Source organism: Mesorhizobium sp. BR1-1-15 (assembly GCF_020165475.1).
In the GTDB taxonomy this organism is placed as follows: Bacteria; Pseudomonadota; Alphaproteobacteria; order Rhizobiales; family Rhizobiaceae; genus Mesorhizobium.
Genome location: NZ_JAIUIF010000025.1, coordinates 25,372 through 44,435 on the forward strand (window position 1 = coordinate 25,372; position 19,064 = coordinate 44,435).

Consider the following 19,064-nt stretch of genomic DNA (forward strand, 5'->3'; position numbering starts at 1 on the left):
AATGATGAGCCTTGCCGAATACCGCCGGACCGCTGCTCGCCTTGCCGACTATCTGCCTTGGGCCGCTCTCGTCGCGCCGGGCGTCGTGCTCAACAAGGATGGGAGTTTTCAGCGCACCGCGAGGTTTCGCGGGCCCGATCTCGATTCCGCCGTCGCGGCGGAGCTCGTTGCGGTGGCATCGCGCATCAACAACGCCTTTCGTCGCCTCGGCTCGGGCTGGAGCATCTTCGTCGAAGCGCAGCGGCACGAAGCCGCTTCCTATCCCGAAAGCCAGTTTCCCGACGCGGCCTCCCGTCTCATCGACGCCGAGCGCAAAGCCGACTTCGACGAGGAGGGAGTTCATTTCGTATCGAGCTACTTTCTAACCTTCCTGTTCCTGCCGCTGCCTGAAGAGGCCAAGCGCGCCGAAGGATGGCTCTACGAGGGTCGCGGACGGTCGGGCGCGGATCCGGGCGAGATCGTGCGCGCTTTTGTCGACCGGACAGAGCGCGTGCTGTCGCTGCTCGACGGGTTCATGCCTGAATGCCACTGGCTCGACGACGGCGAGACGCTAACCTACCTGCACTCCACGATCTCGACCAAACGCCATCAGGTGCGCGTCCCCGAGACGCCGATCTATCTTGATGCGCTGCTGGCCGACGAGCCGCTCGCCGGCGGGCTTGAGCCGCGGCTTGGCGACAAGCATCTTCGCATGCTCTCGATTGTCGGCTTCCCGACCGCCACGACACCCGGCCTGCTCGATGACCTCAACAGGCTGGCCTTTCCCTACCGCTGGTCGACCCGCGCGATCCTGCTCGACAAGGTCGACGCTGTCCGCCTGTTGACCAGGATAAGGCGGCAATGGTTCGCCAAGCGCAAGAGCGTCGCCTCGATCCTGAAGGAGGTGATGACCAACGAAGCGTCAGCCCTCCTAGACACCGACGCCGCCAACAAGGCGGCCGACGCCGACACGGCGTTGCAGGAGCTCGGTGCTGATATCGCGGGCCTGGCCTACGTCACCGCGAGCGTCGCCGTATGGGATCCTGACCCGCATGTGGCCGACGAGAAATTGCGGCTCGTCGAAAAGGTCATCCAGGGCCGCGACTTCACGGCAATTGCCGAGACCGTCAATGCGGTCGATGCCTGGCTCGGTTCCTTGCCTGGGCACGCCTATGCCAATGTCCGTCAGCCGCCCATCTCAACGCTCAATCTCGCCCACATGATGCCGCTGTCTGCCGTGTGGGCAGGGCCGGAACGGGACGAGCACCTGGCCAGTCCTCCCCTGCTTTACGGCAAGACCGAAGGCTCGACCCCGTTCCGGTTGGTCCTGCATGTCGGCGATGTCGGTCACACGCTGGTCGTCGGCCCCACTGGCGCCGGCAAGTCGGTGCTGCTGGCGTTGATGGCGCTGCAGTTCTGCCGTTACCGCCATGCCCAGATCTTCGCCTTCGACTTCGGCGGCTCGATCCGCGCGGCGGCGCTCGCCATGGGCGGCGACTGGCACGACCTCGGGGGGCACCTCACCGAAGGCGTGGACGTCTCCGTCTCGCTGCAGCCGCTCGCCCGGGTCCATGATCCGTATGAGCGCGCCTGGGCGACTGACTGGATCGTCGCGATCCTGATGCGCGAGGGGATCCAGATTACCCCGGACGCAAAGGAGCATATCTGGGCGGCGCTGACGTCGCTTGCCTCGGCGCCCGTCGAGGAGCGCACCCTCACCGGGCTCAGCGTGCTTCTGCAAGCCAATGACCTGAAGCAGGCATTGCGCTCGTACTGTATCGGAGGCGCTCACGGACGATTGCTCGACGCGGAGGCCGAACATCTCGGCCAGGCGGCCGTTCAGGCGTTCGAGACCGAAGGACTGGTGGGAACGCAAGCCGCGCCGGCCGTCCTGTCCTATCTGTTTCATCGCATCGGCGACCGGCTCGATGGGCGTCCAACTTTGCTCATCATCGACGAGGGCTGGCTTGCCCTCGACGACGAGGGGTTTGCGCGGCAGTTGCGCGAGTGGCTGAAGACGCTGCGCAAGAGGAACGCCAGCGTCGTCTTCGCCACGCAGTCGCTAGCCGATATCGACAATTCGACCATCGCGCCGGCGATCATCGAAAGCTGTCCAACACGGCTTCTGCTGCCCAACGAGCGCGCGATTGAGCCCCAAATTACCGCGATCTATCGACGCTTCGGCCTGAACGACCGCCAGATCGAAATCCTGGCACGAGCGACGCCGAAGCGCGATTACTACTGCCAGTCCCGTCGCGGCAACCGTCTCTTCGAGCTCGGCCTGTCCGAGGTCGGGCTGGCACTTTGCGCCGCGTCCTCCAAGAGCGATCAGGCCCTGATCAGCAGCATCATCGCCGAGCACGGCCGCGATGGCTTCCTGGCGGCCTGGTTGCATGCCCGCGATGTCGGCTGGGCTGCCGACCTCATTGCCAAATCTCACCGTGCCTGAACCTGGAAAGGATCCCAAACCATGACTGCTCGTCAAAGCCGCCCGCGCGCCCTTCTTCTGGTCGCGGCGGTGCTCGCCGCGCCAGTCGCGATCTCGCCGATGATGACTGCGCCAGCGCATGCTCTCATCGTGTTTGATCCATCCAACTATTCGCAGAATGTCCTGACGGCCGCGCGTTCGCTGCAGCAGATCACCAACCAGATCACGTCGCTTCAGAACCAGGCGCAGATGCTGATCAACCAGGCGCGCAACCTGGCGAGCCTGCCTTTGTCCTCGCTGCAGCAGTTGCAGCAGTCGGTTCAACACACGCAGCAGCTTCTTGGGCAAGCACAGAACATCGCCTTCGACGTCCAGCAGGTCGATAAGGCCTTTCAGCAGCTATACGGCAGCGTCTCGCTCTCTGCGTCCGACCAGCAGCTTGTCACGGACGCGCGCTCGCGCTGGCAGAACACGGTGGGCGGTCTTCAGGACGCCATGCGCGTTCAGGCCGGTGTGGTTGGAAATATCGAAACCGGTCGCGCTCAGATGTCGGCGCTGGTCGGCGCCAGCCAATCGGCGACCGGTGCGCTGCAGGCGGCGCAAGCTGGCAATCAGCTCCTCGCGCTGCAGGGCCAACAGCTCGCCGACCTGACCGCTGTTGTCGCCGCCAACGGCCGCGCCCAAACTCTGACTGAGGCCGAACGTGCCGCCGCTGTCGAACAGGGCCGCGAACAACGCCGCCGTTTCCTGGCGCCTGGCTCCGGCTACCAGGCCGGGCCGGTCCAGATGTTCAACCGCTGAGCTCCACGACGATGGATGGCAAAATTCTCGCTCGCACTGTGGCTGGAATCTTTGTTGCGGCCGCCTTCGCGGCGGCCGCGCTCGGTGTGAGCCGGAAAGGGGACATGCCGGCGGGCGAGGGCGCGCACACAACCGCCGGCTTGATGCCGGACCCGCTTCGCGAAGGTCTGCGCCGTTGCCAGCTCCTCGGCGAGGCTGCTTTGCGCGACGATGGGTGTGCGCGGCTGTGGGCCGAACAGCGCGACCGCTTCCTCGGCCTCGAGAAGCGGTCCAGGAGTTCGATAGGCGAGCCGGCCGCTTCGCGGCCGCCAGATGCTGTCATGCTCGGGGATCGATAGACATGGGCAATACCGGGGTCATCGACCAATTCCTGGCCACTTTCACCCACTACATCGACAGCGGGTTCGGCCTGCTCGGCGGCGAGGTCGCCTTCGTCGCCACCACGCTGATCGTCATCGACGTAACGCTCGCCGCGCTCTTCTGGAGCTGGGGCGGCGATGACGACATCCTCGCCCGGCTCGTCAAGAAGACGCTTTTCGTCGGTGTCTTCGCCTATCTGATTTCCAACTGGAACGGTCTCGCCCAGATCATATTCGAGAGTTTTTCCGGTCTCGGCCTCAAGGCGAGTGGAACCGGTTTCTCGCCGCAGGACCTGCTGCATCCCGGCAAGGTGGCGCAAACCGGCCTCGACGCGGGACGGCCATTGCTTGAGGCGATCTCCGGTTTGATGGGCTACGTCTCCTTCTTCGAAAACTTCATCCAGATCGCTTGCTTGCTCTTTGCCTGGGCGCTCGTCCTGCTCGCCTTCTTCGTCCTGGCGGTGCAGCTCTTTGTGACGCTGATCGAGTTCAAGCTGGCGACGCTGGCCGGCTTCGTGCTGATCCCCTTCGGTCTCTTCGGCAAGACGGCCTTCATGGCCGAACGTGTGCTCGGCAACGTCATCTCGTCCGGCATCAAGGTTCTGGTGCTTGCCGTCGTCATCGGTATCGGATCGACGCTCTTCGGCGAATTCACCCAAGGCTTCGGCGCAGACAACCCCACCATCGACCAGGCCATGGCGATCGTGCTGGCGGCGCTGTCGCTGCTGGGCCTCGGCATCTTCGGTCCCGGCATCGCCAACGGCCTCGTCGCAGGTGGACCGCAGCTTGGCGCCGGTGCGGCCGTCGGCACTGGCCTTGGCGCAGGCGGCATGGCGGTGGCGGGCTACGGCGCAGCCGGCCTGGCGGCGCGAGGGGGGACAGCCGCATTCTCGGGCGCGGTGTCAGCCGCGCGTGGCGGTACGTCACTCGCTGGCGGCGCCTCGGCCGCTTATATGCTTGGCGCCGCCGGCCAGGCTGGCGCCGCAGGCATCGCCTCCGGCTTGGGCGGCATTGCGCGCGCTGGGGCATCGGCGGCAACCTCTCCGCTCAGGCGCGCCGCCGCAATCACAGGTCAATCGCTTACGTCAAGTTTCGCATCCGGCGCCAGTTTGGCCGCTGAAATCACCGGTGGATCGTCGACCATGGGAACGGTCGGCGCCGATGCATTGTCAGCCGCGGCTCCTGCGTCCGGCACTGGCAGATCATCCGGCGCCGACGGACAGCCGGAATGGGCCAGACGGTTGCAGCGCTCTCAGCGCCTCGCACACGGCGCCCAGACCGCCGCCCACGCGGTGCGCGCTGGCGACAGCCATGGCGCAGGCGCATCGATCTCTCTTTCTGAAAGCGAATGACCATGAACATGTTTAGGCGACCCACCATCCATTATGGCAAGACCCCTCGACCGGAAACCCCCTATCAAAAGGCGGAGCAGATCTGGGATGAACGCATCGGCTCTGCTCGCGTGCAGGCACGCAACTGGCGCGCCATGGCCTTCGGGTCGCTCCTCTTGTCGGCAGGCCTCGCCACCTCACTGGTCTGGCAACTGGGCCGCGGCACCGTCGTGCCTTGGGTCGTGCAGGTCGATGCGCTGGGCCAGGCGCAAGCGACCGCGCCCGCGATCGCCGACTATAAGCCGACCGATCCGCAGATAGCATGGCATCTCGCCCGCTTCATCGAGCAGGTGCGCTCTGTCCCCGCGGACCCCATCATCCTGCGCCAGGATTGGTTGCGCGCCTATGATTGGACGACCGATCAGGGCGCTGCGGCGCTCAACGACTACGCTCGCGCCAGCGACCCGTTCTCCAGGGTCGGCAAGCAGCAGGTCGCCGTCGAGATTTCTTCGGTCATCCGGGCCTCGCCGAGTTCGTTTCGTGTCGCTTGGATCGAGCGCCACTATGAAAACGGCCAGCTTTCCGGCACCGAGCGCTGGACCGCGATCCTGACGATCGTGATGCAGATGCCAAGCGACGCCGAACGTCTTCGCGCCAATCCGCTCGGGATCTACGTCAATGCCATCAACTGGTCGCGAGAGATGAGCCAATGAGCCCGACATTGCGTCTTGCTGCCGGTACGATTGTCTCAAGCTACCTGCTACCGGCCATGCTGGTCTCGGGGACGGCGCTGCTTGCAGGTTGCGCCACGCCTTTGAAGAAGCCGCCGATGATCAGCTACGATAGTTATGTTGCGCCTTTGCCGCCGGCACCAGTCGCCGCCACAGACCAAGGGCCGAAACCTCTTCGCGTGCCACCAGGCTGGGCCCCCGCCCGGGGCGGCGCGATCGGCGAGACGCCGGCCGCGCGAATCGAGAATGCAAACGCTGCCGCGCGCGTGGAGCCGCGCCGGGAGGGCTACTACAACGCCATTCAGATCTATCCCTGGAGCGAAGGAGCGCTTTATCAGGTCTACGCCGCGCCTGGCCAGATAACGGACATCGCGCTTGAGCCGGGCGAGAGCCTGACCGGAGACGGTCCGATCGCGGCCGGCGATACCGCGCGCTGGATCATCGGCGACACCGAAAGCGGGTCGGGAATTGCCCGGCGCGTGCACGTCCTGGTCAAACCTTCGCGGGCGGACATCACAACGAACCTCGTCATCGCTACGGACCGGCGCAGCTATATGCTGGAGTTGCGGGCAGGCGCGAAGCCATACATGCCCGCCGTTGCATGGTCCTATCCGGCTCAGAAAGTGGGAACCCTTCAAGCCATCGCCACAACGCCGGTTATACCGGACGTTATGATGCGAAACTACCGCTACGGCCTGACCGGCGACAGCCCGCCCTGGAAGCCGGTGGGCGCCTATGATGACGGCCGCAGGGTCTATGTCGAGTTTCCGCGCGGCATCGTGCAGGGCGAGATGCCGCCGATTTTTGTCATCGGTCCGGACGGCGAGGCTGAAATCACCAACAGCCGCGTCTATCAAAACGTCCTGATTGTCGACCGCCTTTTCGGCGCGGCCGAACTGCGTCTTGGGGCAGGCAAGCGGCAGCAGAGGGTAAGGATCGTCCGCACGGACAGAGGAAGAACCGCTGGGTTATGGCGCAGGCTAGATGACAGCGCCGCGGCGAAGCTGCCGAACTCAATGCAGAAGGGAGCGCTGCAGCCATGAGCGAAAAGGATATGGCCGTCGAGCCCATGCAACTTCGCGCCGACCTGCCACGCGTGATGCGTCTGTCGCGTAAGATGCTCGCAGGCATCGGCTTCTTAGCCTCGCTCGCTGTTGGTTGCGCGCTGATATACGCTCTGCGGGACGCGAATACGATCAAGCATGACGAAGAGCTCTACCCTACCTCCAATCGCCCACCCGCTGACGGGCTGGCAAATCTGCCGCGCGACTATGCAGGTCCGATCCTTGGGCCGCCCCTGACTGGCGATCTTGGTAGGCCGATCCTCGATTCCCAAAACAAGGGACAGGCCGTTGTTCCTCCCTCAATCGCACGCCCCGCGATTGACGAAGCCGAGCAGCGCCGACGGGCTGAGGAGGAAGCGGCAAGAACCTCGCGCGTCTTCTTCCAGACAGGGCAAGAAGACGCCAGGACTGCCGAAGCGTCCGCACGTCCCACGAATGACCTTGCCAGTCAGATCGGCCAGCCAAATGCACAGGATCGCCAGCTTTCCTTCCTGTCAGGCGCCGCTGACCGGCGTACACTCGCGCCAGATCGCGTCACGCCTCCGGCGTCACCCTATGTGCTTCAGGCCGGTGCGGTGATTCCGGCCGCGCTCATTACGGGTATCCGGTCGGACCTGCCCGGCCAGATCAGCGCTCAGGTAACCGAAAACGTCTATGACAGTCCCACCGGCCGCTCGCTGCTCATCCCGCAAGGCACTCGTATAATCGGGCAGTACGACAATGGCATTGGTTCGGGTCAGAGTCGCGTGCTGCTTGTCTGGAACAGGCTGATCTTTCCCGACGGACGTTCCATCGTTTTGGAGCGTCAGCCAGGCGCGGATGCTCAGGGTTTTGCCGGCCTCGAGGACGAAGTCGACTATCACTGGGGCGACTTGTTCAAGGCTGCGGTATTGTCGACGGTTCTGAGCGTCGGCGCGCAGGCCGGTTCGTCAGATCAAGACAGCGACATCGTGCGTGCCCTGCGTAGCGGCGCTTCCGATAGTGTCAGCCAGGTAGGCCAGCAGGTGGTTCAGCGGCAACTCGGTATCGCGCCGACGCTTACGATCCGACCGGGGTTTCCCGTCCGCGTGCTCGTTACCCACGATCTTGCGCTCGAGCCATACGGAGGTTGACATGGCCAAGTTGAAGCTCGCCACGATCGCCGACGACAAACCGGTCAAGATTACGGTGGAGCTGCCAGCGCCGCTACATAGCGACCTGATCAGGTACGCGGAGATCCTTGGCAGGGAAATAGGGCAGTCATCTGTCGATCCGGCGCGCCTCATCGCGCCGATGGTTGCGCGGTTCATCGCGACCGACCGAGGCTTCGCGAAAGCAAAAAAGGAGAAGCTGTAGATAGCCGGCCACCTCATCGTGTGCGTTTAAGCCGGCGGGCAAAGATCGCGGCTATTGGTGCGCTTTTAGGATCCTGGCCTCACCCAGCAACGACGACCGGTCAGTTCCCATCATATTGATCAAGTTGCGGGCCTGCTTCTCGGTGATGCCCGTTTCGCGAGCCAGGAACCGAACCAAAAACTCTTCCTCTTCCTCAATCCGCGCCCGGTTCTTGCGCCTTGCATCTGCTGGGCGGGGTATCGCCTTCACCGCAGGTTGCGGCATCCAGAACGACCAAACCGGCCTCTTTCGCCGCAGCGAGAAAAGCTTGGCGTGCGATTTCAACCTGCTGCGGCATAGGGAGGCGGCCGGTACATGCTTGAAGTGCCGCCTTGTAGCGCTCGCCATGTTCCTCAGGCCAGCTGTCCATCATAAAAATTGCGCCTCGGATACGCTGATCAAAGTGCGATAAGCGCCTGGTCTTTTCGTCTCGATGATCACCGGCTCTTGAAAGAATGGATCCTGCAAATGGTCTGCCCGTGCGTTGCCAAAGCGAACGAGGGAAAGATGGTTTCGTTCCGAAGCGGCCTCGGCCGGGCAAAACGCAATGGTGTCTATAAGGGTGGCTACCCGCGCTTATGCCTGAGATTTCCACACTGTCTTCCCGGACGGCCACACGCCAGGCCAGGCGACTTCGCTGACTTGCGTGCACGGCGTGACAAGGTCGACGCGTCAATCTTCTTCCTCCAGGAGGTGACAAGCCCCGCCGGGCTGTGGCCATTCGACAGGCACTGGTAGAGTAGACCCGCCGCTCCATTTGCGAAGCGACGGGCTCTCGCCCACCCCATACCTGTCAGAGCAATTTAGATGCCAAGCAATAGCCGGCCGAGTTCGATGAGGGCAGGAACGCCGTCAGACGTCGGCGCCTGGTAAACCTTTGTGCCGACCAGCCGGAAACGTAGCGCGCCAAGCCTTGTCTGGTCGGCGACGCCGAGAAGGTAATGGCTCGGCAAGGGTGCGAACAGCACGTTTCTCACGATGCGCGAGATGCCGTTCGGACCGCTGCATGAGGCGTCGTCCCAGCTGTCGGGCGCGGAGTCGCCAATGGAGCCGAAGGTCGCAACCCCTTCCATTCAGCGTCAGGCATAGCTCAGAATAGGAACACATTCCTCCTTCAATCAATTCGCACTTGACAGTTTTGTTCTTTTTTTGTTCACTTTCCGTACAGGAAATTTGGGGGCGTTCAGATGGATCGCGTTGTGTCACTCGACAGCCGGCAAGAGGCTGCCCTTCAAGCCGTCGCCGACAAGTTCGTTGCCATCCACAAAGGGATGTGATGAAGGCCCTCAAGGAAATGATCGTCCTCAATGGTCACCTTCAGGATCGCCTTGACGCGCTCTCGGCACCACGCCGCGCGACACGCTAGGGCGGACCCGCAATGGATATCCGAGGCGAAATGCTGGACGTCCGGATCCTGGCCGGAGCCGATCTCCCCTTCAAGGAGTTGCACAGTCTTCTGATGGTCGACGATCTGGCCGCTGATGTAAGCGAGATCGAATTCGACGCCTGTAAGCTTCTGCCGGCAATGGCAGCGGCGAAGGGAGGCCACTGATAAAGGTGTGCCGTGTGGAATACCGAATGGATCCGACGAGACACATGCCGTCGCAGGTATAGCGTCTGCGACCCCGGGAGCCATGTCGGAGGGGGCAAGTGTTTGAAGGGATCGTCTTCGTCTGCGGCTACTTTGTACCCGCCAACCCTGCTGACAGGACAACGAGCGTTCATCGACACGTTTCGCCTATCGGTGAGATAGTGGCGACACTTCCCCCTACTTCTCTGCCTCCACAATCTTATCGAGAACAGCTTCAGGTGCCACGTCGCGCTTCAGTTCCTTCAATTCATCGTCCGCTTCCGTGGGAACATTCATGCACCTGGCAATCTCCTCGACCATTTTGATGAGCTTGGTCGTCTCGTGTTCGTTGAGCAGACTGACCTGAAGATCGAGGTCTGCTCTCGCATCGTCCTCAGCGGCCATCCGGTTCTGGTTGATGAGCACGAACGTGGACAAAAAGATCGCCTCCACGGATGCAATCATCGCCAGGATAACCAAGGATGGGTCCCAAGGCTGAACAAAGCCGACGGGCTTGATGTTGAGGACGATCCAGCCCCCAAAGAAAACAAGATGGATATAGACGAACATCATGCTGCCTGCGAACTGGCTGATTGCCCCCGCGGCGCGTTGCTCCGCAGTGGCAGCGTTCGCATCGCGCTTCCGTCGTTGAACGATTGCTTCGATGTTGCGGGCCAAGGCAGGAGCGAGGCCGTCCGCGGGTGGTGTGGTTGGGGTGGCGTATCCCATGTCATTGCCTGAGGTGTTCGGGCGCATAGCTCTCTCCGTGTCTGCACCTGACCCACTTAACTGGTCGGTTGGCGTTTCGATCCATGCAGCCTCAGGAGCGCTGACGGTCCTTCATCACGAATGGCTCACCCAATGAGACAGACCTATAAAGGCGGACGCAAATCGGCATAATCGCGGCATCTGGCTGTCTGCTTTCTTCGAACTATGACAAAACGACTCTGTGCCGGGATCCGAAAAGATGGCTTCCGCCCGAGTCATTCGCGCGGTGCAGGAGCATTGTAAGAAGCTTTTTCAGGTGAGGGGGGTCCGGCCGCCGCGATGCTGTCCACCATCTTCAGCACAAGGTGCGGCGCAGCATGATGCACCATGTGACCGGCGCCCGCGACGATGCGTATCATCGAGCCCGGTAGGACTGCGTGCAAACGTTGGGAATGATAGTTGGTATCGAGCAGGCTGTCCGCGTCCCCGGCCATGATACCTATCGGCGCGTTTGTCCTCCCTGCGGTCTTGGGAGCTAATGCGGCAACGGGGATCAGCAGACCAGATTCCGCAGCGGTCGTTCGCAAGTGCGACGGTGCGCTGACCAGATTTCGCAACGCATTTGAAAACTCTGGCGGGACAAGTTGCGGCCCGAACAGGCGGCGCATCAACACGGGCCAGATCAGCCTAACGACAGGCGGCAGGATGGTGTGGCAAAGGATGGTTCCCACGATCGGCAGTGCCGGCAGGGCGGCAAGCAGGGCATCGAGCCTTGGGGAAGGGAAATGATAGCCGGAGAGGAGAACCGCGCCACCAATCTCGTCAGGATACCGGGCCGCCCACTGGAGCGCGACCGATGCCCCCCAGGAATGGCCAAGAACGATAGGATTGTCTGCCCCGATCCTCTGCGTGGCGCTCTGGAGCAGATCTGCCTGGGCCGCGGCGGTCCATAGGCGACCGCGCGGTCGTGTACTGCCGCCAAACCCGGGACGGTCGAAGACAATAACGCGATAACGCTTGGCTGCTTTGTCGACTAGACCGCTGGTTTGGAAGTCCTCAGCGGCGGAACCGTTCCCGTGCAGGAGAACTAGGTCCCTGCCGCTTCCAGCCTCGATATATCGTAGGCGGACACCGTCGACCTCTATGGTCCTTCCTTTCGCGCGGACGGAAAGCGCTTGCTTGGTCGCTGCTCGATTGTTCAACGCTAGCAAGGCCACCGCCGCAATCAGGCCGCCGACCCAGACGCGTGATGATCGTTTCAGTGAGAATTGGAACCGGAAAGACATGCTGCCGTGCTCCTTGCGTAGGTTGAGGCGACTGGCGAATCGCCGCTGGGACGTCGCACCCCAAAGGCTCACCGTTTTTCGCCATCCGAACCGAGACGCCACATGGTTGTTCCGGCGCCTGATCGCCTGACCTTCGAACGAGGCTACGGGCTTACCTCGGCCCAGGGCTCCTCGAGATTGAGCCCGCGGAAGGTCAAATGACAGCCGGAAGATGCGTTAGTCTTACCAGCCGTTTCCATAGACTGGATAGCCAAAAGAGCGCCGGTGACGAGTAACCCTTGGGCTCCAAACATGGCGACGTGCTCGCGTTTAACTCGCACGGTCTACCCACGCAGGGGGTCTGTAAATCTAAGATAGCTAAAAAAGTTTTGGCTAATGGAACATCGCGCGGTTCAGCGTGTTTGCTTTCGACGAAAATGGAGAAATCAGGCCGTGAACAGCGTCATTTATCTCATAGGCCTCGTTGTCGTCGTGCTGGCAATTCTCTCCTTCCTCGGTTTTCACTAGGAGCCATCATGCAACGCGAAGGCGATCAGGGACGTCCAGCGCCCGATTTCGATAAAGCAAAGAGCGAGCTGTCCGAGCGGCTCCAGGAAGAGACCCAAAGTGCCACCCGATTGATTCACGACGCCAGTGACGAAGTCGTCAACAAAGCTCGCAAGTACGCGTCGGAAGCGCAGGAGGCGTTGTCAGGGAAGGCGCAGGAAACGCAGCGTGATATGAGCGCGAGCTTAGCCGCTTTTGGGGGCGCGCTGCGGGCAGCAAGTGAGCATCTGGCCAACTGCGATCAAGCCACCGTTTCGAAGGTCGTGCTTACTGCCGCTGGTGGGCTGGAGCGCCTCTCGTCCTCTTTGCGGGAAAAACCAGTCGAACAAGTCTTAGGCGAGGTCAGGTCCTTCGGGCGCGAAAACTCTGGAGTGCTTTTCGCCGGGTCGGTTCTCGCCGGTTTGGCTCTGGGACGTTTCATCAAAAGCTCGCCACCCGCTGATTCGAGCGAAGCGGACGGTCGGCTGAAAAGCAGTGGCGCCCCAAAGACTGTAAGGCGCCCGAAGACCACAGGCAGCTCTCCACGGGACGACCTCACGTCATAACGAATGCAGCCACTTTCTTGGCCGAGCACGGAGCATGACCGATGAACAACGATCAGGACGGCCGCAGTCTCGCGAGCCTTGTGAGCGACCTTACACAGCAAGTGACGACCCTGCTACAGACCGAAACAAGGCTTCTGCGGGCCGAGATATCCGAAAACGTCAGCAAAGCTGGGCGCGGCGCGGTCGAAGTCATAGGTGGTGCCGTGTGCTTGCTGGCATCGCTGGTGGTACTGCTCCAAGCCCTCGTGATCGCTTTGGCTAAGGCGGGTCTGGGGGCAGGGTGGTCCTCGCTGCTTGTCGGTGTCGTCGTGGCGGTCCTGGGAGTGATTCTCCTGCGCACGGGAATGGCCAGCATAGCGCCTTCGGAATTGGCTCCTGACCGCACACAAGAACAACTCAAGAGCGATGCGCGTGTAATCAAAGGACAAATGAGATGAGCGAGAAATCGGCAGCCGAACTCGAACGCGAAGCCGAGATTGCCCGCGCAGCGGTCGTCGATACCGCCGAATCCATCCGCAGCAAAATGACACCCGGTCAGTTGATCGATGAGTTCACCGGGTTGTTTGCCGGCGGCGCAGGGACCGCCGCCCTCGGCAGGCTCCAGACCCAAGTCAGCGACAACCCTTTGGCCCTGATGCTGGTTGGGACCGGCCTAGCTTGGCTGATGCTTGGCAGCGGTGCTTCGGCGGGTGAGTCTCCGGCAACACAGGCTGCAAACAATCAGCCAGAACCCGACAGGGGGGCGTTCGGGGGCAGCGATATGAAAGGGGCTGCGGAAGGGCTGAGTTCTGGGCGGGAGATCCCCGGCGGACGACCGTCAGCCGGAGAGATGCTCTCGGATGCCGGCGATGCCGTTGCCTCTGTTGCAAGCAACGCAAGCGAAGCGGCGTCAACAGCGGCTGGCGAGACCAAGGATAAGCTTGTAAACACCATGGGGCAGCTTGGCTCCAGTGCGGGTGATATGGCTGCGCAGGCGAGTCGAACCTGGCAGGAACTATTTGAGCGCGAACCACTGGCACTTGCCGTCCTCGGCCTGGCGGCGGGTACGGCTATCGGTGTGCTTCTGCCTCGCACAGCTTTGGAAGACGAGCAACTCGGCGGCTATCGCGACAAACTACTTGGCAGCGCCAACAGTGCTTTAGAGGAAAGCGTGGAGCAAGCGAAAGAGATCGCTGCCGAAGCTTACGAGACAGTCAAGAGCGAGGCGGACCGGCAGGGCTCGAGCGGCGCCGCCGACACGGTAGCCGGTAAGATCGGTCAGGTCGTCAACGCCACCGCAAAGACTACCGAAAAGGCTGTTCGACATCGACTTCCCGAATCGGATCAGTCCTCCACGACCAAGTCTTAAAGTGTCTGCACAGGCGAAACACCGGCTAGCTGCTCAGACAAGCTTTTCATGCGTCGGCATCGTCTAAGATTAAGATTCAGAAAATCGTCTTGAGGTTCTCATCCCACACCGGTTTCTCGTTTCTTTTCGTTGATCGTTTGCCAAGCCTCGACAGGGCTCAGTCAGCCTGCCGCCGCCAGGCGTATTCAGTTGCTGATTTCCTCGCAGGGAGTTGAATGGGACGTCAGTCAGCGGTCAAATTGAACTTGGAGTCGCCTGTCGTGAACAAAACCGCGCGCCGACGGTTTGATTGCATGGAAACTGAAACATTCGTCGGCTATGTCGCGGCACTATGCTCGATGGTGAGCTTTGCGCCGCAGGCCTGGAAGATCATAAAGACGCGGGACACGGGCAGTATCTCCGCGCCGATGTATGCGATTACTGTGGTGGGCTTCGCGTTTTGGCTCATCTTCGGATTCATGAAAGGCGAGTGGCCAATCAATATTACAAACGCCGCCTGCTTCTCTCTCTCGGCATTCATTCTTCTGATGACCGTCCTTCCCCGCGCAAAGAAGGACGCAGTCGCGGACGTGCTGGATGCCGCTGCCACAAGGAATGAGCGGTGATTTTCCTTTGGTTGCGTTGTGAGATTTGTGAGGCGCTCAGGTGGCAGCAGGAATAACGCCTTGATGTCGGGAGTTCTCTTGTGGTTCGAGACGAAATCCGTCCTGGCGAATTATACGACTGCCTGGTCATCGGCGCGGGACCGGCCGGCCTGACCGCCGCGACCTACCTGGGGCGGTTCCGGCGCCGCGTCATCGTTGTGGACGCCGGCCAAAGCCGCGCAAAGTTGATACCGACAACGCACAACTGTCCCGGTTTTCCTGACGGTATTTCCGGGGTGGAGTTGCTTGACCGTCTGCGGCAGCAGGCCCTGCTGAGCGAAGTCGAACTCCTGGACGATACGGTCCACGAAATAAGGCGGGGTGGGACCGATTTCATCGCCACGGCATCGGTTCCCATTCGGGCGCGCGCGGTGCTCATGGCCACCGGTATTGTCGATACGCTTCCAGACATGCCCGACGCCGCCGATATGATCAAGGCCGGGACGTTGCGGCTGTGCCCGATCTGTGACGCCTACGAGGTCATCGACGGACGGGTTGCGGTGATGGGCCCGGCAGATCACGCAATGAAGAAGGCTTTGTTCATGCGAAGCTACACAAGCGACGTTACCATGCTGGTCGAGACGGGAACTCGATCCGACCCCGCCGCGGACGCTTTGCTAAGAGAGGCGGGAATCAATGTCGAGGAGTGCATCCCAAACTCAATCAGCTCTGCCGGCAATCACGCGACCGTCAGGCTCGTTGCCGGGAACACAGTTTCTTTCGATACCATTTATCCCGCATTGGGCTGCACGATACGATCGAAGCTCGCGACCGATCTCGGCGCGGAATGTGACGAAGTCGGCAACCTTGTTGTGGATTCGCGCCAGCGCACCGCAATTGCAGGCCTCTATGCCGCAGGCGATGTGGTTGACGAGATCAATCAGATCGCGGTCGCGTTCGGACACGCGGCGATCGCCGCAACCGATATGCACAGCTATCTCGCGCATAACGAGTGAACATACATTCGGCCCGGTTTATGGCGGCGGGCACGTTCCCGCCGGCGAAGTCATAGGTACGGAAATCTTCCGCGTTCCGTATTGTTGATAGAGCGATTTAGGATCCGGTGAATGACAGACCACAATGGCGCGCATTGAGGGAGCTCGGTGAAAAGAAAGACGTTGGGCCCGCCGAGGGGCAGAAATGACAGAGATGGTCTTCGGGCAGCGAAAGCTGCGGACATAGCTGGCATCAGCTTGGATGAAATATCTGAAGAGGTCGGGAGTGTCTTCGAGGTGATTTCGGAGGCCATGCAGCATCGCGATGGCGGCTCGCCTGACTAATTTTAATTAGAGCAGTTCACCGTTTCACGGAAGCGGCGAACCGCTCCGACTCTTTGTTTGGGGTCGCTGGCTCCGTCGACGTTCACGACGCAGTAGGGCGAGGGCGCTGCGATTTCTCTCGTTGAACTAGGGCCCTGTGAGCCAGTCTCGATCTTTTGACCTGCCACTGAGTTTTTCCTCCATCTGAGATTAGAGTCCGGCCCTTGATCGAAGGACGGACTGATGAAGAGAAAGCTTTTTACGGAAGAACAGATCCTCGCGGTTTTGCGCGAGCATGAAGCAGGTGCGAAGGCGGGCGATCTGGCCCGCAAGCACGGGGTCTCGGAGGCGACGCTGTATAACTGGAAGGCCAAGTATGGCGGGATGGAGGTCTCCGACGCCAAGCGGCTGAAGGCTCTGGAAGACGAGAATGCCAAGCTGAAGAAGCTGCTCGCCGACCAGATGCTGGAAGCCTCGGCATTGCGCGAGCTTCTGTCAAAAAAATGGTAGGGCCCGCCGCCAAGCGCGAAGCCGTAGCGCATCTGCGGGCCGTTATGGGCCTATCGGAGCGTCGGGCCTGTTCCTTTGTGGGCGCTGATCGCAAGATGGTCCGTTACCGGTCTCGGCGTCCGCCCGAGACGGAGTTGCGCACCAGGTTGCGTGACCTTGCCAACGAGCGCCGGCGCTTCGGCTACCGGCGGCTGTTCATCTTGCTCAGGCGCGAGGGCGAGGCATCTGGGGTCAACCGCATCTACCGGCTCTACCGCGAGGAGAGCCTGACGGTGCGCAAGCGTCGGGCAAGACGGCGAGCGGTCGGCACGCGGGCGCCGATCCTGGTCGAGGCAAAGCCGAACGCGCGCTGGTCGGTGGATTTCGTCCATGACCAGTTCGCCAGCGGGCGGCGCTTCCGCGTGCTCAACATCGTCGACGACGTGACGCGCGAATGCCTGGCGGCGATCCCCGACACATCGATCTCCGGCCGCCGCGTCGCTCGCGAACTGACCGATCTGTCGGCCGACGCGGCAAGCCGGCAATGATCGTTTCCGACCACGGCACGGAGTTCACCTCGAACGCCATCCTCGCATGGTCGAAGGATCATCGGGTGGAATGGCACTACATCGCCCCGGGCAAGCCGATGCAGAACGGTTATGTCGAGAGTTTCAACGGCCGGATGCGCGACGAGCTGTTCAACGAGAGCCTGTTCTTCGGCCTCGACCACGCCCGAAACGCCATCGCCGAATAGCGGGAGGACTTCAACACCGCGAGGCCGCATTCCTCGCTCGGCTACCAGACCCCGGCGGCCTATGCCGGGGTCATCACCGCAACCGGCTCCGACGCTGCGCTGATCGAAGGCTCCGCGCCTCCGCCGGTTGCTTCCCCCGCGCCCCATGGCGTAACAGAAACTGCCGAGGCTCTAATCGCCGCTGGATGACAGTTCAGTGGCAGGTCACTTTTCCTTGGTGTCAGGATCACGGATCGGCGCAATGATAGCTTCGACTTTGTTGTCCCAAAGCCTAAACCTTTCGCACACCCTGCCTGGCGTACACCGGCCCGCGAAGATGCCCATTATGTGGGGGCAGAAAAGGGGACCTAACCCACCATTTGAAGCGGCATAGTGCGACGAGAAATGATGCGTTCGAGTTCGCCTTCGTCCTCGATGCCGGCCTGGAACAGTGCCATCAGCTCACATGCTGCGTCATGGGCCGTGTTGGAATCAAGGCTGCACCGCCTGTCTGAGCAATATCGGATAAGAACCCGCTGCAGCATTTCGAGATCGTTTGGGTAAATGGCGATGTCGGCCGGATGCAACCGCATGCTGTAGTCCCTTTCAAGCCAATGCTTTCATTGAGCAGCTCAGGGAGCCGCTGACGACCTTCAATCGCACTTCGCTCCGGCTCCGTCATTTAACAATGATATCCCCGCCCCAGTCTGCCGCAGCCAGCCACGCCGTGGCCCCCCTTTACCGATTTTGCTCGTTGGAACCAATAACTCGGCTAGAACGCATGGAAGACAGCTGACGCGGGCTCGTCCATTGACAACAACAGCCCCGTGAGTTGGACGTCATTTGTGTCGACAAATCGAGAGGTAGTCTGGTCAAGTGCTATGATCGTTACAAACAACAAAGGGAGGCAAATCAAAATGAATATTCCTGGATTTGCTGCAGAAGCCGCTCGCTTACAAGAAAGAACCGGGCGCTGCCTCATGCGATTTCCGGTTCAAGCAAGGCCAATGGCGCCGAGTCATGAAGGACGTTGGAGCAAGCTGGTGAATCCCCAAGCGCTGAGTTGGGGAGGAAGTCGACCGGGGAGCTGTGTGGACGGTTGTTTGGCGTCGTGCCCAAGGCACTCCGTTGGTGGAATTGCGGCCGCGTGTGCCCTCAACTGCCTTTGGATCTGCTTCGGATCTCGAGTTCTTGGGTGTGCTTGCCACCTAAGTGCCCGTGCTCATAAACTCAGTCCCGAAATGTAGGTCATTCGATCTCGTCAGTGGCATTCAGCACTGCAAGCACGGGAACAACCTGGTGCGTCCGAAGTGGCGCACGCGCTTCGCCCGGGAATCTCGAGCACGGCTTCTCAAACGATATTGACGTGCCGCATTACCTGGCCATTGCTCTCCAGTATGTGTGCTTTTTTGCAATCAAAGGATCGTCCATAGCCGGTTGGTTGACCTGGCGACCCGTGGTGGCGATCTTCTTGATGAACTCGCCGATCGGGCCGGCGTTCGAGGCGCTCTGGCGCCAGGAGCTCGGCATGAGCTAGGGCAACGCATCCTTTCGGATGTCCATCCTCCATTGGGTCGATGACGGCCTGCTGACGGTGTTCTTCCTCGTCGTGGGAATGGAAGTGAAGCGCGAGATGACAGTCGGTCACCTCGCAAGCCGCCGCTCCGCCGCGCCTCCGATCGCGGCTGCGCTCGGCGGCATGGTCGTGCCCGCGCTTCTCTATGCGCTCGTCGTCCCGGCGGGACCGTAGTCGCGCGGGTGGGGCGTTCCGATGGCGACCAACACTGCGTTTGCAATTGCTTGATCGCCGTGATGGGTGCTCGCGTCCCCGTCGAGCTGCGCATCTTCCTCACAGCAGCCGCTATCGTC

21 protein-coding genes and 2 pseudogenes are annotated in these 19,064 nt (G+C 61.4%); 17 read left to right on the forward strand and 6 right to left on the reverse strand.

The features are described 5' to 3' along the window. Position 1: 1 nt before the first annotated feature. The 8 genes from trbE to LB541_RS27250 are packed head-to-tail and all read left to right on the forward strand — an operon-like array spanning position 2 to position 8,028. On the forward strand, positions 2 to 2,428 hold the full coding sequence (gene trbE, locus LB541_RS27215; RefSeq protein ID WP_224620004.1) for a conjugal transfer protein TrbE: 2,427 nt from the start codon (positions 2 to 4) through the stop codon (positions 2,426 to 2,428). Positions 2,429 to 2,449: 21 nt separating this feature from the next. Next, positions 2,450 to 3,208 carry a P-type conjugative transfer protein TrbJ gene (trbJ, locus tag LB541_RS27220; protein WP_140671334.1) on the forward strand — a complete coding sequence of 253 codons (759 nt, stop codon included), beginning with the start codon at positions 2,450 to 2,452 and terminating at the stop codon, positions 3,206 to 3,208. An 11-nt stretch (positions 3,209 to 3,219) separates the two neighbouring features. Then, on the forward strand, positions 3,220 to 3,546 hold the full coding sequence (gene trbK-alt, locus LB541_RS27225; protein WP_140671335.1) for a putative entry exclusion protein TrbK-alt: 327 nt from the start codon (positions 3,220 to 3,222) through the stop codon (positions 3,544 to 3,546). A gap of 2 nt (positions 3,547 to 3,548) precedes the next feature. Beyond that, on the forward strand, positions 3,549 to 4,919 hold the full coding sequence (gene trbL, locus LB541_RS27230; protein WP_140671337.1) for a P-type conjugative transfer protein TrbL: 1,371 nt from the start codon (positions 3,549 to 3,551) through the stop codon (positions 4,917 to 4,919). Positions 4,920 to 4,921: 2 nt separating this feature from the next. After that, positions 4,922 to 5,611, forward strand: a complete 690-nt coding sequence (gene trbF, locus LB541_RS27235; RefSeq protein WP_140671339.1) for a conjugal transfer protein TrbF — start codon at positions 4,922 to 4,924, stop codon at positions 5,609 to 5,611. Further along, entirely contained in the window at positions 5,608 to 6,672 is a 1,065-nt protein-coding gene (trbG, locus tag LB541_RS27240; RefSeq protein ID WP_224620006.1) for a P-type conjugative transfer protein TrbG, read from the forward strand. The genes trbF and trbG overlap by 4 nt, the downstream gene beginning before the upstream one ends. Continuing rightward, a complete protein-coding gene (locus tag LB541_RS27245) occupies positions 6,669 to 7,805 on the forward strand; it encodes a TrbI/VirB10 family protein (protein ID WP_140671341.1) in 1,137 nt (378 codons plus the stop codon). The genes trbG and LB541_RS27245 overlap by 4 nt, the downstream gene beginning before the upstream one ends. A 1-nt stretch (position 7,806) precedes the next feature. Further along, a complete protein-coding gene (locus LB541_RS27250; protein WP_140671343.1) occupies positions 7,807 to 8,028 on the forward strand; it encodes a DUF2274 domain-containing protein in 222 nt (73 codons plus the stop codon). A 193-nt stretch (positions 8,029 to 8,221) separates the two neighbouring features. Here the strand turns inward: LB541_RS27250 and LB541_RS28585 are convergent, their stop codons facing one another. From LB541_RS28585 to LB541_RS28665, 3 genes and pseudogenes are all read right to left on the reverse strand, one after another. Further along, complete coding sequence (locus LB541_RS28585; protein ID WP_140897394.1) at positions 8,222 to 8,440, reverse strand: DUF982 domain-containing protein; 219 nt, start codon at positions 8,438 to 8,440, stop codon at positions 8,222 to 8,224. A 442-nt stretch (positions 8,441 to 8,882) separates the two neighbouring features. Beyond that, positions 8,883 to 9,134 (reverse strand): annotated as a pseudogene (locus LB541_RS27260) (type II toxin-antitoxin system HipA family toxin); the annotation flags it as partial. 164 nt (positions 9,135 to 9,298) lie between these two features. Then, positions 9,299 to 9,538: a DUF4142 domain-containing protein gene (locus tag LB541_RS28665; protein WP_246675685.1), complete on the reverse strand. Its 240-nt coding sequence runs from the start codon at positions 9,536 to 9,538 to the stop codon at positions 9,299 to 9,301. On the opposite strand from LB541_RS28665, the gene LB541_RS28670 reads away from it, so the two are divergent. Beyond that, positions 9,464 to 9,619 carry a hypothetical protein gene (locus LB541_RS28670; RefSeq protein ID WP_246675686.1) on the forward strand — a complete coding sequence of 52 codons (156 nt, stop codon included), beginning with the start codon at positions 9,464 to 9,466 and terminating at the stop codon, positions 9,617 to 9,619. The two genes, LB541_RS28665 and LB541_RS28670, sit on opposite strands and share 75 nt — an antisense overlap. A 216-nt stretch (positions 9,620 to 9,835) precedes the next feature. On the opposite strand, the gene LB541_RS27270 is transcribed toward LB541_RS28670, so the two are convergent. After that, positions 9,836 to 10,393, reverse strand: coding sequence for a DUF1003 domain-containing protein (locus LB541_RS27270; protein ID WP_140671349.1), 558 nt, complete (start codon positions 10,391 to 10,393; stop codon positions 9,836 to 9,838). A gap of 227 nt (positions 10,394 to 10,620) precedes the next feature. Beyond that, complete coding sequence (locus LB541_RS27275; RefSeq protein ID WP_140671351.1) at positions 10,621 to 11,631, reverse strand: alpha/beta fold hydrolase; 1,011 nt, start codon at positions 11,629 to 11,631, stop codon at positions 10,621 to 10,623. A 515-nt stretch (positions 11,632 to 12,146) separates the two neighbouring features. Here LB541_RS27275 and LB541_RS27280 point away from each other — a divergent pair. The 6 genes and pseudogenes from LB541_RS27280 (at position 12,147) to LB541_RS27305 (ending at position 17,405) form a co-directional block, all read left to right on the forward strand. Continuing rightward, positions 12,147 to 12,722 carry a hypothetical protein gene (locus LB541_RS27280; RefSeq protein ID WP_140671352.1) on the forward strand — a complete coding sequence of 192 codons (576 nt, stop codon included), beginning with the start codon at positions 12,147 to 12,149 and terminating at the stop codon, positions 12,720 to 12,722. 41 nt (positions 12,723 to 12,763) lie between these two features. Further along, entirely contained in the window at positions 12,764 to 13,159 is a 396-nt protein-coding gene (locus LB541_RS27285; protein ID WP_140671354.1) for a phage holin family protein, read from the forward strand. After that, on the forward strand, positions 13,156 to 14,070 hold the full coding sequence (locus LB541_RS27290) for a hypothetical protein (protein WP_140671356.1): 915 nt from the start codon (positions 13,156 to 13,158) through the stop codon (positions 14,068 to 14,070). The genes LB541_RS27285 and LB541_RS27290 overlap by 4 nt, the downstream gene beginning before the upstream one ends. A 260-nt stretch (positions 14,071 to 14,330) precedes the next feature. Next, the gene (locus tag LB541_RS27295) at positions 14,331 to 14,675 is read left to right on the forward strand and encodes a SemiSWEET family sugar transporter (protein ID WP_224620011.1); all 345 of its coding nucleotides are present in this window, start codon (positions 14,331 to 14,333) and stop codon (positions 14,673 to 14,675) included. A gap of 80 nt (positions 14,676 to 14,755) precedes the next feature. Next, positions 14,756 to 15,670 (forward strand): NAD(P)/FAD-dependent oxidoreductase, encoded by a 915-nt coding sequence (locus LB541_RS27300; RefSeq protein ID WP_224620013.1) that lies wholly within the window; start codon positions 14,756 to 14,758, stop codon positions 15,668 to 15,670. Positions 15,671 to 16,216: 546 nt separating this feature from the next. Then, positions 16,217 to 17,405 (forward strand): annotated as a pseudogene (locus LB541_RS27305) (IS3 family transposase). 158 nt (positions 17,406 to 17,563) lie between these two features. On the opposite strand, the gene LB541_RS27310 reads toward LB541_RS27305, so the two are convergent. Beyond that, positions 17,564 to 17,788 (reverse strand): hypothetical protein, encoded by a 225-nt coding sequence (locus LB541_RS27310; protein ID WP_140516719.1) that lies wholly within the window; start codon positions 17,786 to 17,788, stop codon positions 17,564 to 17,566. Positions 17,789 to 18,561: 773 nt separating this feature from the next. Here LB541_RS27310 and LB541_RS27315 point away from each other — a divergent pair. Together LB541_RS27315 and LB541_RS27320 are read left to right on the forward strand one after the other, a co-directional pair. Continuing rightward, entirely contained in the window at positions 18,562 to 18,732 is a 171-nt protein-coding gene (locus LB541_RS27315) for a hypothetical protein (protein WP_224620015.1), read from the forward strand. An 18-nt stretch (positions 18,733 to 18,750) separates the two neighbouring features. Further along, positions 18,751 to 18,945, forward strand: coding sequence for a Na+/H+ antiporter NhaA (locus tag LB541_RS27320; RefSeq protein ID WP_210239747.1), 195 nt, complete (start codon positions 18,751 to 18,753; stop codon positions 18,943 to 18,945). The last annotated feature ends 119 nt before the right edge of the window (positions 18,946 to 19,064 follow it).